The sequence below is a fragment of the Kitasatospora sp. NPDC001683 genome (assembly GCF_053596495.1).
Window position 1 is genome coordinate 1 of record NZ_JBSFGK010000070.1, and the last position, 13,865, is coordinate 13,865.

A 13,865-nucleotide genomic window follows, 5' to 3' on the forward strand; every position below is an offset into this window, starting at 1 on the left:
GCCGGGACCGGCTGCTGCTGGGCGAGCGAGCCCGCCAGCGCCAGCACGAACACCATCGGCAGGAAGCGGCCGAGCACCATGCACAGGCCCAGCGCCGTGTCGTACCAGTCGGTGTTGACGGTGATGCCCGCGAACGCCGAACCGTTGTTGTTGCTCGCGGAGGTGAACGCGTACAGCACCTCGGAGAAACCGTGGGCACCGCTGTTGAGCATCCCGGCCCGCTCACCCGGCAGCGCCATCGCCACACCGGTGCCGACGAGCACCAGGATCGGCGTGGTGAGGATGTAGAGGGAGGCGAACTTCATCTCCCGGCCGCCGAGCTTCTTGCCCAGGTACTCGGGGGTGCGGCCGACCATCAGGCCCGCGACGAACACCGCGACGACCGCCAGGATCAGCATGCCGTACAGGCCCGAGCCCACACCGCCGGGCGCGATCTCGCCCAGCATCATGTTGAAGATCGTGATGCCACCGCCGAACGGCGTGAACGAGTCGTGGAAGGAGTCCACCGCGCCGGTCGAGGTCAGCGTCGTCGAAGCGGCGAACAGCGAGCTGGCCGCGATGCCGAACCGCTGCTCCTTGCCCTCCATCGCGCCGCCGGCCGCCTGCAGCGCGGCACCGTGGTGCTGACTCTCGGAGAAGGTCATCAGAGCGACCGAGGCGACCCAGAACAGGCCCATCACCGCGACGAGCGCGTAGCCCTGGCGGTTGTCGCCGACCATCTTGCCGAAGGTGCGCGGCAGCGCGAACGGGATCACCAGGATCAGGAAGATCTCCAGCCAGTTCGTGAACCCGGTCGGGTTCTCGAACGGGTGCGCCGAGTTGGCGTTGAAGAAGCCGCCGCCGTTGGTGCCCAGCTCCTTGATGACCTCCTGGGAGGCCACCGGCCCGCCCGGGATCTTCTGCACGTCACCGGCCAGGCCGGTGATCTCGTGGAAGCCGTGGAAGTTCTGGATCACGCCGTTGGCGACCAGCACCAGCGCGAACACGACCGACAGCGGCAGCAGCAGCCGCAGGTTGATCCGGACCAGGTCGACCCAGAAGTTGCCCAGCCGGTCCGTCCGGTTCCGGGTGAAGCCCCGGATCAGCGCCGCCACGACGGCGATGCCGACGGCCGCGGAGACGAAGTTCTGCACCGCCAGGCCCGCCATCTGCACCAAGTGGCCCATCGCGGACTCACCGCTGTAGGACTGCCAGTTGGTGTTGGTGACGAACGAGATCGCGGTGTTCCAGGCTTGGTGGCCGTCCATCTGCTGGACGCCCAGGTTCAGCAGCAGGTAGCCCTGCAGCCGGATCAGACCGTAGAGGAAGAGGACGGACACCGCCGAGAAGGCCAGCACCGAGCGCAGGTACACCGGCCAGCGCTGGTCGGCGTCACCGTCCACGCCGATCACCTTGTAGATGCCGCGCTCGACTCCGAGGTGCCTGGCGGTGGTCAGGATGCGGGCGATGTAGTCGCCCAGGGGCCGATAGCACAGGACCAGCGCGGCCACCAGGGCCAGGGCCTGCAGCCAGCCCGCGAGAGTGGAGCTCATGATCAGAACTTCTCCGGGAAGATCAGCGCGACGACGAGGTAGCCGACGAGTGCGACGGCGACGATGAGACCTGCGAGGTTCTCGGCGCTCATGCGCCCACCTCGCTGCGCTCGGCGGGCGCTTCGCGCAACCCGCACCTGTCGATGGTTCGCTCGCTGCGCTCACTCACAGCTTCTCCACTCCCTTCGCGACCAGAGCGATGACGGCGAACACGGCGACCGTGAGGCCGACGAACACGAGATCGAGCATGAGTTCCACCAGGTGGGGGGTGTGGGGGACGCCGCAGGGCACGACCCGGAGGTGTGTGCGGCACCGGCGGACGAACCGGCACAGGGCAGCAAACCAGCCGTACGGAACGCGTCGTCGTTCCCTGACGCCTTCCATACGGGTGAATCGGAACTTTGACGCGGCTTTGACGGCGCCGTCACGCGGGCGAGACCAACGGTTGGCCGAAACGTTTCCCGTGGGCGGCGCGGCCTGGCCGGAAAGGTCGTGGTCAATCCTCTTCGCCAGGCTCGCGGCGGTGCAGAAACCGGCCATGGGCGGCTTGGGCACGGGTGACGACGTAGACGTCGATGTCGTCACCGGAGCCCTCGATGATGGTCTCGCCGGTGCCACGACCGAAGAGGCCCTTGGGGCGGCTGCGGCGGGTGGCGCCGATGACGATCTGGGTGGCGTTGACCTGCCGGGCGAACGCCAGGACCGCCTGCGCCGGGTCGCTGCCGGGCACCGTGTGCCGAACCCCGCCGAGACGTCCTGCCGCCACTGCTGTACGCCTCCGCCGAGGAGCTGTTCCTGCGGGACCTGCGCATGCTCTGGCGTCCGGTGACGCTCCTCTCCTTCGGCCTGGTCTTCGCCTCCGCCGCCGTCGGCTTCACGGCCGTCGCCGTCGCCGGGCTGCCGCCCGCGATGGCCTTCGTGCTGGGCGCACACGGTCACGGACGTGCGGTTCGCCTACCCGAGCGGGCCCGACGTCGAAGTCCGCATCGGAGTGGACAACTGCCGCAACGCCTCCAACGGCAGCCGGGGCGCCAACGCCACCGCGGTCAGCGTCCCCGTGCCCCGGGACGCGGTGCGGCGTGGGCCGTCGCGAGCCCGTTGCCGTGATGACGGCAGGCGTGCCCCCCCGGGATTCAGTCCCTGGACGCGCCCAGGAAGCGCAGTACGGCGAGCACCCGGCGGTGGTCCGCATCGGCCACCGGCAGGTCGAGTTTGGCGAAGATGTTGTTGATGTGCTTGGCCACCGCGCTCTCACTGACCGTCAGCGCCTCGGCGATGCCGGCGTTGGACCGGCCCTCCGCCATCAGGGCCAGCACCTCCCGCTCGCGCGGGGTCAGGGCGGCCAGGGGGTCGCCGCGGCGGAGCAGAAGTTGGGCGACGACCTGGGGGTCCAGCGCCGTTCCCCCCTCGGCCACCCGCCGTACCGCCGCTGCGAAGTCCTGGACATCGGCCACGCGTTGCTTGAGCAGGTAGCCCACTCCGCTCGTGTTGGTCGCCAACAGGTCAGCGGCGTACCGCTCCTCCACGTACTGCGAGAGCAGGACCACCGCCGTGCGCGGGCGGCCGCGGCGGATCACCGCGGCCGCCCGCACGCCCTCGTCGGTGAAGGTGGGCGGCATCCGGACGTCCACCAGAGCGAGTTCGGGCTGGTGCTCCTCGACGGCGGCCAACAGCGCTTCCGCATCGCCGACTTCCGCGACGACCTGGAAGCCGCCCATCTCCAGCACCTTGACCAGGCCGACCCGCAACAGCACCGAGTCCTCGGCGATCACCGCGCGCACGGCAGCTCCACCGTCACGGTCGTCGGTCCCCCGACGGGGCTGCTGAGCCGGAAGACGCCGTCGACGGATCCCACCCGCTTGGCCAGCCCGCTCAACCCCGTACCACCGGAGGGGTCGGCGCCGCCCAGTCCGTCGTCGGTGACGTTCACCCGCAGGACCGTCCCGACCCGTCGGACCGTCACCTCGACCCGCGAGGCGCCGGCGTGCTTGGTCACGTTCGCCAGCGCCTCGGAGATCACGAAGTACGCGACCGACTCCACGGCGGGCGCCGCCCGTTCCGGCAGCTCGACCCGCAGGCGCACCGGCAGCGGAACTCGGGCGGCCAGTCCGGACAACGCCGCGTCCAGGCCCCGGTCTTCGAGCACCGCCGGATGCAACCCGCGTACCAGATCGCCGAGTTCGGCGATCGCCGCCTTCGCCTCCAGGTGCGCTTCTGCCAGCGCCTCACGGGCCTCGCCCGGCAGGTCGGGGCGGGTGGCCATGGCCAGCCCCAGGTTGACCGCCAGCGAGATCAGCCGCTGCTGGGTGCCGTCGTGCAGGTCGCGCTCGATCCGGCGGCGCTCGGCATCGACCGCCTCGATCAGGTCGGTGCGGCTGCCCGCCAGGTACGCGACCCGCTCCTGGAGCCGATCGGCCCGGCTGGGTCCGAGCAGCGCCGCGGCGGAGCGCGACTCCGCCCGGGCCACCACCCCGGCGAGCCAGGGCAGGAGGGACAGCAGGGAGAGGCCGAGCACGGTGTAGCACGGCATCAGCGTCGCCCAGCCGAACCAGTCGCGCCGCACCCCGGCCGGCAGCGCCCACACCCAGCCGTACCCGGTGGCACCCGCCAGACCCACCACCGCCGCCACCAGCACCGATAGCTCCGACAAGGCCACCAGCGGGCCCAGCAGCAGGTGGTACCCGAGCTGGCGCGAGGCGCGCGGCGAGGAGAGCCACCGCAGGGCCGTGGTCGGCGACCACCGCCACGGCACGGGCGCCGAGCGACGGATGTCCACCCCGAGCAGCGCCCGGTGCCGGTACCGCTGGACCACCGTCAGCACCGGGACGCCGCTCAGGACCAGGGCGACAGACACCGGGAGCGTGAGCGCCCAGTTCCCCGTCCTGGCAGTGGTCGCCGCGGCCCAGGACCACACGGGCACCAGCGCCAGGTGCACCGGGACACCCGTGGCCAGGAAGCCGGTGTCCCGCCGCGCCCGCCGTGCCAGGCGCCCCAACCGGGGTGGAATCGTCATGGCTCGACGTTAGAGCACCTCAACACGGGCTTGCCATGGATCTTGTATCCGCATCCATGGTGAACCCAGTACCACCACACCGGGGCCGGGTCCCAGCGGACGTTCGATGTGAGCGGATTGCCCTTCATGCGGCTCTCCTGCCGGACCGGCGGGAACACCAACGACTGCACCCAGTTCACCACCGTCATGGACGCGATCCGAGTACCCGGCACCGGGCTGGGACGGCCCCGCACCCGTCGTCCACAGTTCGGCCGGGCGGGAACCGCCCGGGCGGCGTCAGGCGTCGATCGGACGCAGCACCGCGTAGTACGCGAACGGCGGACCGTACAGCCGGGCGACCCGCAGCCCGGCTCCCTCCGCCAGGCTGATCAGCGAGGACGGCCGGATCTGGTGCCGGTCGAAGAACTCGCCGACCACCAGCCGCCCGAACGGCTTCAGCGCCCGGCGCAGCTCGGCCAGCGTACGCGCCGGATCCGGGATCTCGCCCAGCGCCGTCACCAGGTAAGCCGCATCGAACGATCCATCCGCAAACGGAAGTTCATGTGCGTCGGCGTAGGTCGGCACGATGTTGTCGACGCCCTGCTCCTTGGCCCGGCGGCCCACGTGGTCGAGCATCTCCTGCTGGATGTCCACGATGTCCAGCTGGCCGTTCGGGCCCAGCTGCGGTGCGACGTGCAGCGACTGCAGGCCGGTTCCGGGGCCTATCTCCAGGATCCTCTCGCCCTCCCGGGCCTGCAGCACGTGGTCCAGACGCTTCAGAGTCAGGAACGGCAGCGGCAGGTCGAGCAGCCAGCGCTGAGAGTACGGGTACGGTGCGGAGTCGGTGAACCACCAGGTGGCGACGGCGGCGGCAGCGCCCGCGCCGATCAATGCCCGCGAATGCCTCATAATTCCTCCCTGAATGCCCGATCGGGCCATCGAAGCGTCTCTGATGGTCAATCAGTTGTGTTGGTGTGCAGTCTGCTTGCGCCAGCGCCGAGTTTGTCGGCAGTCGACCCGAGCGGGCCGAACGAACCGCCCGTGGACCGCCGTTGCGGCAGGCCGGGGACTTCCCGAAACGGACCGGACCGCAAGCGCCGATCACGTCACGGGCTCTTCCGCTCAGCGGCCCGGCCGAGGGAAGGTCCGGGTCGCGAGAACCGCGCAGGCCACCGCCAGCGGCAACTCGGCGAAGACCGCCATCAGCACCGCCAGCTCGAAGTCCGAACCCGGGGCAGCCGTCATGGTGTCGAACCAGGCGTCGACCAGCAGCAGGGCCGAGGCCGCGGCGGAGGTCAGGCAGGCCCGGCAGTCGCCGCGCCTGAGGAGCAGTCCGGTGGAGAGCAGGCCGAGCGCTTCAAAGCTGTCCAGACCCGTCCACGTCCAGGCCCAGTGCGAGGCCTGAGCGGTGGCCGGCAGCCCGGTGTGCAGGAAGACCAGCCAGGGAATCATCGTCAGCCCGAGCACGGTGAGGACCGTGGCCGCCCGGCGAAGCAGCAGGGGGAACGTCGAAGCGGCCGCGGCCTTGGAAAGGAACCGTGGGACACCGGAGCCCGAACCGGCGTCCCCGCGGGCCAGACGGAGCGAATGAACGCTGGTCGGCTGAGTGCTCGCCATGACACCTGACTCCCTCCCGTGCCCGCTCCTCGGGCACGACATCAGCATGTCGTTCGCGCGCGCCCGAGGCAGTAGCGCTCCTATCCGACTTGATGGTGGTGCTGGGTACCGTTCATCGAGGCCCTGCACCGGGTCGCCGGCGGTGGGACCGCGCTCGATCCCGAGGTGGTCGCCCGGCCGCTGGTCCGCCGCCAGAGCGACCCGCTGGAGCGGCTGACGCCCCGGGAGACCCGAGTGACCCCAGGGGCGGGTGACTCGATCCGGTGTACGGGTGGCGAACGTGCTGGCCAGCCCAGCGATTTGCGGGTTTCGGAGCCGTCTGACGCCCGTTCGGCAGGTCCAAACCGCGCTAGCTTGGCGCCATGGATATCAGCACGACGCAAGCAACGGTGAAGTTCGACGTCAAGGTGGTCGCGGCCGCCTCGACCACGGTGGTGCTCTGGGCCTCCGCCTTCGTCGCGATCCGGGACGCGGGCGGCGCGTTCGGCCCGGGAGCGCTGGCGCTGGGCCGGCTGCTGACCGGCGCGCTGGCGCTGCTGGCCCTGCTGCTGGTGCGCGGCGAGGGGCTGCCGCCGCGCGCCGCCTGGCCCGGCATCCTGACCTCCGGGGTGCTCTGGTTCGGGCTCTACATGGTCGCGCTCAACTGGGGCGAGAAGGAGGTCGACGCGGGCACCGCCGCGATGGTGGTCAACATCGGCCCGGTGCTGATCGCGCTGCTCGGCGGCTGGCTGCTCAAGGAGGGCTTCCCGCGCAGCCTGCTGTCGGGCATGGCGGTCTCGTTCGCCGGCGCGATCGTGGTCGGCGCCTCGACGTCCGGCGGCGGCGGCAGTTCGGTCCTCGGCATCGTGCTGTGCGTGCTGGCGGCGGCGGCCTACGCCTCGGGCGTGGTGAGTCAGAAGCCCGCCCTGCGGCACGCCTCGCCGCTTCAGACGACCGCGTTCGGCTGCCTGGTCGGCGCGGTGGCCTGCCTGCCGTTCAGTCCGCAGCTGCTGGACCAGGTCGGGCACGCGCCGCTGCGGGCCACCCTGGACATGGTCTACCTTGGCCTGTTCCCGACCGCGCTGGCCTTCACCACCTGGGCCTACGCGCTCTCCCGCAGCACCGCGGGCAAGATGGGCGCCACCACGTACGCGGTGCCGGCCCTGGTGGTCCTGATGTCCTGGGCCGTCCTCGGCGAGGTGCCCGGCTGGCTGACGCTGCTCGGCGGCGTGCTCTGCCTGGGCGGTGTGGCGGTCTCCCGGCGCCGCTGACGACGCCGCCCACCGGTCGCGCGGGGGTGGGGCTCCCGCGCGGCGCAGGGCCGGTCCGTCCCGTGCCGGAGCGCGGGCCGGCGCTACAGCACCAGGGTGGTCTCGCTGCGGCCCAGCAGGTAGCCCAGGTGCAGCCGGTTCTTGGCGCCCAGGCCGTCCTTGATGGCGGCAACGTGCGCTTGCAGCGAGCGCTCGCTGATGCCCAGCCGGCGGGCGATCACCTTGTCCGAGTGCCCCTCCACCAGCAGCCGCCGGATCGACTCGCGGATCGCCGGCACCACCTCGGGTGCGGCCTGGGCGGCGTGGATGGGGACGAACGGGAACGGCTCGGCCCGGTCCCAGGAGCGCTCGAAGACGTCGCTGAGGAAGCGCACCACGGACGGCTCGGTGATCATCGAGGCCGCCGTGCGGTCGTCGTTGGCGGAGATGAACGCGGTGCTGCGGTCGATCACGATCAGCCGGTCGAAGAACTCGGCCAGGGTGCGCACCTGGACGCCGTGGTCGGTCACCGTGCGGACGTAGTTCTTGGTGGCCTCGTCGAACCGCGTGGTGTGCTGGTAGAGGGTGCGCATGGCCACCCCGCCGCCGATCTGACGGCGCACCGACTCCAGCGCCTCGTCGAGCACCGCGCCGGGCCTGGGGCCGTCGGGCTGGGCGGTGAGGATCTCCCGCTCGGCGTCCTCCAGGGCGGTCTGGATGGTCCGGTTGATCTCCGGCAGCCCGTGCAGGTGCACCACCCCCGGCACGGCGGGCTCCCCGGCCACCGGCGCCGGGCCCTCCTTCTCCTGGTTCTGCTGCTTGGCCAACTGGGCCAGGGCGAGCTTCAGGGCGGCCTCGACCAGGTTGCCGTTGAGGTCCTGACCCTGCGCTGTCACCTCGGGCGCCAACGCCCCCCCGGCGTTGCCCCGCGTATCCGATTTGCCCGATCCTGCTCGCATATAGACCCCTCGGTTAACTGCAATGCGAAGACCCGAACCATCCTAGGTCTGGAGCCGTGAACCCAGCCAGGGGAAGGTTGGTTGTGCGGGCGGCGGAACTCCCCGGGGGAACACGAGGAAAACCCGCCGCAGCACCCGAACTCTTCGGCCGTACAAGTGAACTGAGCTTCACTCAGAACTTGCTGCACAGCGCGATGAATTCCGGAATTGACGCCTGGTCGGCGCTGTCCGGAAAACCTTCCCCGATCAAAGCTTCCACGAAAGAGGTCTGCCATGCGCCAGTACGCCTCCGTCCGGATCACCGGCCCGCTCGTCCTCCTGCTGGCCCTGGTGGCCGGTGTGCTCGCCGGCACCTCGCTGCTGCACGGCACCGCCGCGGTCTCGGTGCAGAACCGCGCCGACGTGGGCTGGAACGTCACCCCGATCGGCGGCACCCCCACCCCGACCCCGGCGCCCACCGCCTGACCCTCCCGGCCCACCGCCGCCAGATCCGAAGAGAGCAGCCGTCTGCCATGTCCGACTCACCGTGGTTCGTCTCCCGCCCCACCAGCAGCCGGGCCCCGTACCTGGTCTACTGCTTCCCGCACGCCGGCGGCAACGCCCGTTCGTTCCTGAGCTGGCAGCAGCACCTGGCGGCCGATGCCGAACTGGTCGGCGTCTGCGCCCCCGGGCGCGGCCTGCGACTGGACGAGCCGAGTCCGGCCGGCATCGCCGAGCTGGCCGAGGGCGCCGCCCGGGCCATCGCGGCCGCCGCGGACCGTCCGTTCCTGCTCTTCGGCCACAGCTTCGGCGCCGTGCTCGCCTTCGAGACGGCCCGCCGGCTGCGCGAACTCCCCTTGCTGAGGCACCTGGTGGCGTCCGGCTGCGCCGCCCCGCGGTTGCTGCCGAGCGAGCGGGTGCGGCAGACGGCCAAGCTGCGCGGCCAGGAGTTCACCGAGGCGGTCGCCTTCTTCGGCGGCCTGCCGCCCGAGGTGCTCGCCGAGCCCGAACTGCAGGACCTCCTGCTGCCGGGCCTGCGGGCCGACTTCCACCTGGTCTCCGGCTACCGCTACCAGCCGGGCGAGCCGCTGCCGATCGGCATCTCGCTGGTCAACGGCCGTGAGGACCCGCACGTGGGGCCGGCCGAACTGCGCCACTGGGAGCACGAGTCCGTGCTGCCGCTGCGCTACCACTGGGCCGACGGCGGCCACTTCTACTTCGGCCCCGACCCGGCGCCCGCGGTCGACCTGCTGCGCTCACTCATTCGTGCGGATTCCAGCGCGCCGGGCGCGCGGGAGGAACACGTCGAACTTATCTAGTCGTGCCGCCGGAACCACGGGTGGCAACCCGTCCGGAACCGCAGCCGGGGAAACCCCCGCAACTCGCGTCACGACAGAGAGGATCCTGCGATGCAGTCGGCAGCCGCAGACCAGTACCACCGCGCCCGGGCATTCCGGGAACTCCACGAGCGGTCCACCGCCTTCGTGATTCCGAATCCCTGGGACGCCGGATCCGCCAAACTGCTGGCCGGCCTCGGCTTCCCGGCGCTCGCGACCACCAGCGGCGGCCTGGCCTTCTCGCTGGGCCGCCCCGACGGCGACAACCGGGTGAGCCGGACCGAGGCCCTGGCCAATGCCGCGGACATCGTGGCCGCCACACCGCTGCCGGTCGCGGCCGATCTGGAGAGCGGCTACGGGCCGAGCCCCGAGGACGTCGCCGAGACCATCCGGCTGGCCGCCCGGGCGGGCCTGGTGGGCGGTTCGATCGAGGACGCCACCGGGGACCCGCGGGCGCCCGTGCTGGAGCCGGCGGCGGCCGCGGACCGGGTCCGGGCGGCGGTCGAGGCCGCGCGCTCGCTCGACTTCCCCTTCACGGTCACGGCGCGGGCGGAGAACTTCCTCTACGGCCGCCCGGACCTGAAGGACACGGTCGCGCGGCTGCAGGCCTACCAGGAGGCCGGCGCGGACGTGCTCTACGCCCCGGGCCTGCCGGACGCCGACGCGGTGCGCGCGGTCTGCGCCGAGCTGGACCGCCCGGTCAACGTGCTGGCCGCGGCCGGCGGCCTGAGCCTGTCGGTCGCGCAGCTGGCCGAGCTCGGTGTGCGACGGATCAGCCTGGGATCCACCCTGGTCCGCGCCGCGCTGGGCGGGCTGCTGGCCGCGGCGGAGGAGGTGCGCACCACCGGGACCTTCGGGTTCGCGGCACGGGCGCTGCCGTACGCCAGGGCCAACGAGATCTTCACCGAGCTCTCCGACATCCATCGCCCCCCGAAGGAAGAGACGTCATGAGTGTCCTGCAGGCCCCGCGGTACGTCCTGGGAGAGGAGGAGTTGGACCACACCGAGGTCGAGTGCCTGGCCGAACGGGCCGCCGAGCTGAAGATGGTGCCCAGGGCCGCGCTCTGGGGCTGGGGGTCGGTGCGCCGCACCGGCCGCGGCCTGGCGGAACTGGCGATCGACAGCGGCACGGCCACGCTGCGGGCGGCCGATGTGGACCCGGCCGAGGTGGACGCGCTGATCCTGTGCTCCACCCGGTTCCCGGGCGGGCCGCGCACCCACGGCCGGTTCGTGGAGCGGATCCTGACCGGGACCGGCCTCGAGCGCGCGGCGTTCCTCGGGATCACGCTGAACCGCTGCACCAACCTGCTGGTCGCCCTCGACACCGCGCACGCGCTGGTGGCGGCCGGCCGGCACCGCCGGATCCTGGTCGTCACCACGGACCGGATCGAGGACGAGAAGGAGCGGATGGAGAGCTTCGCGCTCTTCAGCGACGGGGCGGCGAGCTGCCTGGTCTCGGCCGGTACCACGGCCGGGGCCGGGAGCGGGCTCGGAGCCCACTACCGGATCCGGTCCACCGCGGCCGCCCAGGAGGCGGCCGCGCTGGACTGGTCGCACGAGATCAGCGCCGACCTCGCCCGGGAGGCCAACGGGCGCCTGCTGACGCCGCTCGGCCTGGCGCCCGACCAGGTGGACGGACTCCTGCACGCCAACCTGTTCCTGCCGCTGGTCACCATGAAGGAGCGCCAGGCCGGCTTCACCGCCCGCCAGCTGTACACCGCGAACATCACCCGGTTCGGGCACTGCTTCGCCGCGGACCCGCTGATCAACCTGGCCGACCAGGAACGCGCCGGACTGCTGCGCGACGGCGGCCACTACCTGGCCGCGGTCTCCGTGCCGGGCTCGCGGGTCGCCGTCCTGCTCCAGCGCGACGGCGCCTGACGCCCCGTCGGCCGATCCGCCGCCGGCCCGGCCCCGCCCGGGCCGCCCGGCGCGCCAGCCCTCCCCAGAACCCCCCTCCCGCCGCGCTGCCCGCCGTCCGTGGGTCGCCCCGGCGCGCCCTGCCACGCCACCGTCCGATGGAGTGCCCGTGTACGCCCACCAGACCCACGACCTCGACGACCTGACCACCTCGCTGCCCGTCGGCGGCTTCGAGTTCAGCCCCACCGCGCAGGCCGAGGCCGAAGCGGTGCTGGCCGCCGGCCCGGCGGTGACCTACCACCGGCTGCTCGCCGACCAGGAGTCCCAGACCACCCTGCTGGTGGCCCGCCGGGTGCTGGCCGCCTTCCTCGCCGCGGAGGACCCCGGCGCCGGGCCGGTCACCGCCGACGCGCTCACCGCCCTGGTGGCCGGCGCCCGGGCGGAGTTCGCCCCGACGGCGGCCAGGTTGACCGCCACGCCCGCCGACCGGGCCGTCGCGCTGCGCGGTCGGGCCCCGGTCGCGCTGCTGGCCGGCTGCTGGCTGGACACCGTCTCGCAGCCCGCCACCCAGCCCGCCCTGGTGGTGAACCGGCTCTACGCCCAGTACTTCGCGCTCAAGGGCGAGGGCCGCCCGCAGCACTCCGTGCCGCAGCGGCGCCGCCGCGCGCTGGAGGACGCCGGGGTGCTGCTGCCGCAGCCGGAGGAGGCGGACTTCCTCGTCCGGGCCCAGGCCCGCCCGTTGGCCGCCCTGCACGGCGCCTTCCTGCTGGCCCTGTCCCGGCTGCCCGCCGCCTTCCTGCCGGAGGTGGTCGGCGTCCAGTACGCCTTCCACGCGCTCGGCCTGGACGACCTGCTGAACGGCACCGAGCCGACGCTCGCGGTCGACGAGCTGCTCGCCGAGTACCTGGAGCTGACCGAACGGTCGGACACCGGGGCGCAGGACCGGCGGCGACTGGCCGCAGCGGTCCGGCTGGTGGTCCGGATCGAGCGCGAGCAGCTCGCCCTACTGGCCGAACTGGTGTCCTACCGGGCCGGGTTGTCGGTGGACGCGCGGGCCGCCGAGATCGTCGAGCGGCACCGCCCGTTCGCCGGACGCCAGCACAAGAACGTCAAGATCGGCGGCAAGCTGCTCTCCGAGACCTTCGCCGACCCGCAGTTCGACCTCGACGCCTTCATGGCCGAGTTCCGCGCCTCCCGCCAGCTGCGCCCGCTGCGCAGCGGCGGCTGCCCGTTCACCCGGGCGGTCAAGTTCGGCGGCCCGATGTTCGGCGTCTTCGACGAGGCCGAGGCCGCGGTCTTCAAGGAGTGGGCCGAGGCGGTCGCCGCCGGCGAGCCGGCCGGTGCGCCGCTGCGGCCCGACACCAGCGGCGACGAGCAGGCCGCGCAGTGGCAGCGGGCCGTGCTCGCCGCCGCCCCGCCGGACGTGCGGTTCGCCGAGGCGTCCCCCGCCGACGACCGCGAGTTCTTCCACCGGCTGGTCAACATCGAGCAGTTCCCCAACACCCTGCCGCTGGCCGCGCAGACCGCCGAGGAGGGCCTGGAGCGGGCCGAACTGCTCTTCCGCCACGGCGCCGGCGGCCGGTACACCGACGCCAGCTGGTTCGACTACACCCCCGAGGCGCTGCTGGAGCGGGTGGACCGGATCTACTGGGACAAGCTGGTCGGCCCGTACCGGGCACTCCAGGAGGTGCCGGACCGCGACGAGGTGATCTTCCACCAGAAGACCTTCGCCCTCGGCAGCCTGATCGACGGCACCTGGGCCTACCGGATCGGCAACCACGGCCGCTACCACCGGCAGAGCGACGCGATGCTCTTCTCGATCTACGCCGACGAGATGGGCCGCGGCGAGCTCGCCAAGAACCACATCACGCTGATCCGCCAGGTGCTGGCCAGCATGGACGTCCAGCTGCCGCACATCCGCTCGGCGGAGTTTTTGGACCAGGGCGAACTGCCGGACGAGCTCTACCGGTTCTCGATCCACCAGATCTGCCTGGCGCTGTTCCCGGACCGGCTGCACAGCGAGATCCTCGGCTACAACCTCGGGATCGAGATGTTCGGGCTCGGCGAGATGCGCCTGCACGAGGTGCAGAAGCTGCGCCGCCACAACCTGGACACCGCCTACGAGGAAGCGCACCTGTCGATCGACAACTTCTCGGCCGGCCACGCCCGCCAGTCCGCCGAGATCATCGTCTCCCACCTGGACGGGGTGCGCCGGGAGGCGGGCGAGGCGGCCGAGCGGCGCGAGTGGCGCCGGATCTGGCGCGGCTACGCCTCCTTCGCCTGGTTCGTGGAGCACCAGCTGGTCAACTCGCTGGCCACCGAGGCCGACACCGCCGACGACCTGGTCATCTGAGGAGCCCG

At 72.1% G+C, this 13,865-nt stretch carries 14 protein-coding genes and 1 pseudogene; 7 read left to right on the forward strand and 8 right to left on the reverse strand.

Features of this window, described 5'->3' with window-relative positions; all coding sequences use genetic code 11:
• The 7 genes from kdpA to ACWCYO_RS29715 form a co-directional block, all read right to left on the reverse strand.
• On the reverse strand, positions 1-1,532 hold a 1,532-nt coding region (gene kdpA, locus ACWCYO_RS29685), incomplete at its 3' end, for a potassium-transporting ATPase subunit KdpA (protein WP_449785908.1).
• A gap of 2 nt (positions 1,533-1,534) precedes the next feature.
• A complete protein-coding gene (gene kdpF, locus ACWCYO_RS29690; protein WP_037830997.1) occupies positions 1,535-1,624 on the reverse strand; it encodes a K(+)-transporting ATPase subunit F in 90 nt (29 codons plus the stop codon).
• A 404-nt stretch (positions 1,625-2,028) separates the two neighbouring features.
• Positions 2,029-2,262, reverse strand: a complete 234-nt coding sequence (locus ACWCYO_RS29695) for a hypothetical protein (RefSeq protein WP_449785909.1) — start codon at positions 2,260-2,262, stop codon at positions 2,029-2,031.
• A gap of 403 nt (positions 2,263-2,665) precedes the next feature.
• Positions 2,666-3,313 (reverse strand): LuxR C-terminal-related transcriptional regulator, encoded by a 648-nt coding sequence (locus ACWCYO_RS29700; RefSeq protein ID WP_449785910.1) that lies wholly within the window; start codon positions 3,311-3,313, stop codon positions 2,666-2,668.
• On the reverse strand, positions 3,301-4,545 hold the full coding sequence (locus tag ACWCYO_RS29705) for a sensor histidine kinase (RefSeq protein WP_449785911.1): 1,245 nt from the start codon (positions 4,543-4,545) through the stop codon (positions 3,301-3,303). The genes ACWCYO_RS29700 and ACWCYO_RS29705 overlap by 13 nt, the downstream gene beginning before the upstream one ends.
• 276 nt (positions 4,546-4,821) lie before the next feature.
• Entirely contained in the window at positions 4,822-5,433 is a 612-nt protein-coding gene (locus tag ACWCYO_RS29710; RefSeq protein ID WP_449785912.1) for a class I SAM-dependent methyltransferase, read from the reverse strand.
• 213 nt (positions 5,434-5,646) lie between these two features.
• Positions 5,647-6,141, reverse strand: coding sequence for a hypothetical protein (locus ACWCYO_RS29715; RefSeq protein ID WP_449785913.1), 495 nt, complete (start codon positions 6,139-6,141; stop codon positions 5,647-5,649).
• Positions 6,142-6,252: 111 nt separating this feature from the next.
• Here ACWCYO_RS29715 and ACWCYO_RS29720 point away from each other — a divergent pair.
• A pseudogene (locus ACWCYO_RS29720) lies at positions 6,253-6,379 on the forward strand (DNA-binding response regulator); the annotation flags it as partial.
• Positions 6,380-6,503: 124 nt separating this feature from the next.
• On the forward strand, positions 6,504-7,391 hold the full coding sequence (locus tag ACWCYO_RS29725) for a DMT family transporter (RefSeq protein WP_270142699.1): 888 nt from the start codon (positions 6,504-6,506) through the stop codon (positions 7,389-7,391).
• An 83-nt stretch (positions 7,392-7,474) separates the two neighbouring features.
• Here ACWCYO_RS29725 and ACWCYO_RS29730 read toward each other — a convergent pair whose 3' ends face one another.
• Complete coding sequence (locus tag ACWCYO_RS29730; protein WP_270142697.1) at positions 7,475-8,266, reverse strand: helix-turn-helix transcriptional regulator; 792 nt, start codon at positions 8,264-8,266, stop codon at positions 7,475-7,477.
• A gap of 336 nt (positions 8,267-8,602) precedes the next feature.
• Here ACWCYO_RS29730 and ACWCYO_RS29735 point away from each other — a divergent pair, with 336 nt between their 5' ends.
• The 5 genes from ACWCYO_RS29735 (at position 8,603) to ACWCYO_RS29755 (ending at position 13,857) form a co-directional block, all read left to right on the forward strand.
• A complete protein-coding gene (locus tag ACWCYO_RS29735; RefSeq protein WP_270142696.1) occupies positions 8,603-8,794 on the forward strand; it encodes a hypothetical protein in 192 nt (63 codons plus the stop codon).
• Positions 8,795-8,841: 47 nt separating this feature from the next.
• Positions 8,842-9,627, forward strand: a complete 786-nt coding sequence (locus ACWCYO_RS29740; RefSeq protein WP_449785914.1) for a thioesterase II family protein — start codon at positions 8,842-8,844, stop codon at positions 9,625-9,627.
• A gap of 90 nt (positions 9,628-9,717) precedes the next feature.
• The gene (locus ACWCYO_RS29745) at positions 9,718-10,596 is read left to right on the forward strand and encodes an isocitrate lyase/PEP mutase family protein (RefSeq protein WP_449785915.1); all 879 of its coding nucleotides are present in this window, start codon (positions 9,718-9,720) and stop codon (positions 10,594-10,596) included.
• Positions 10,593-11,525: a 3-oxoacyl-ACP synthase gene (locus tag ACWCYO_RS29750; protein ID WP_449785916.1), complete on the forward strand. Its 933-nt coding sequence runs from the start codon at positions 10,593-10,595 to the stop codon at positions 11,523-11,525. Before ACWCYO_RS29745 ends, ACWCYO_RS29750 begins: the two co-directional genes overlap by 4 nt.
• 148 nt (positions 11,526-11,673) lie before the next feature.
• Positions 11,674-13,857: an iron-containing redox enzyme family protein gene (locus tag ACWCYO_RS29755; protein WP_270142688.1), complete on the forward strand. Its 2,184-nt coding sequence runs from the start codon at positions 11,674-11,676 to the stop codon at positions 13,855-13,857.
• The last annotated feature ends 8 nt before the right edge of the window (positions 13,858-13,865 follow it).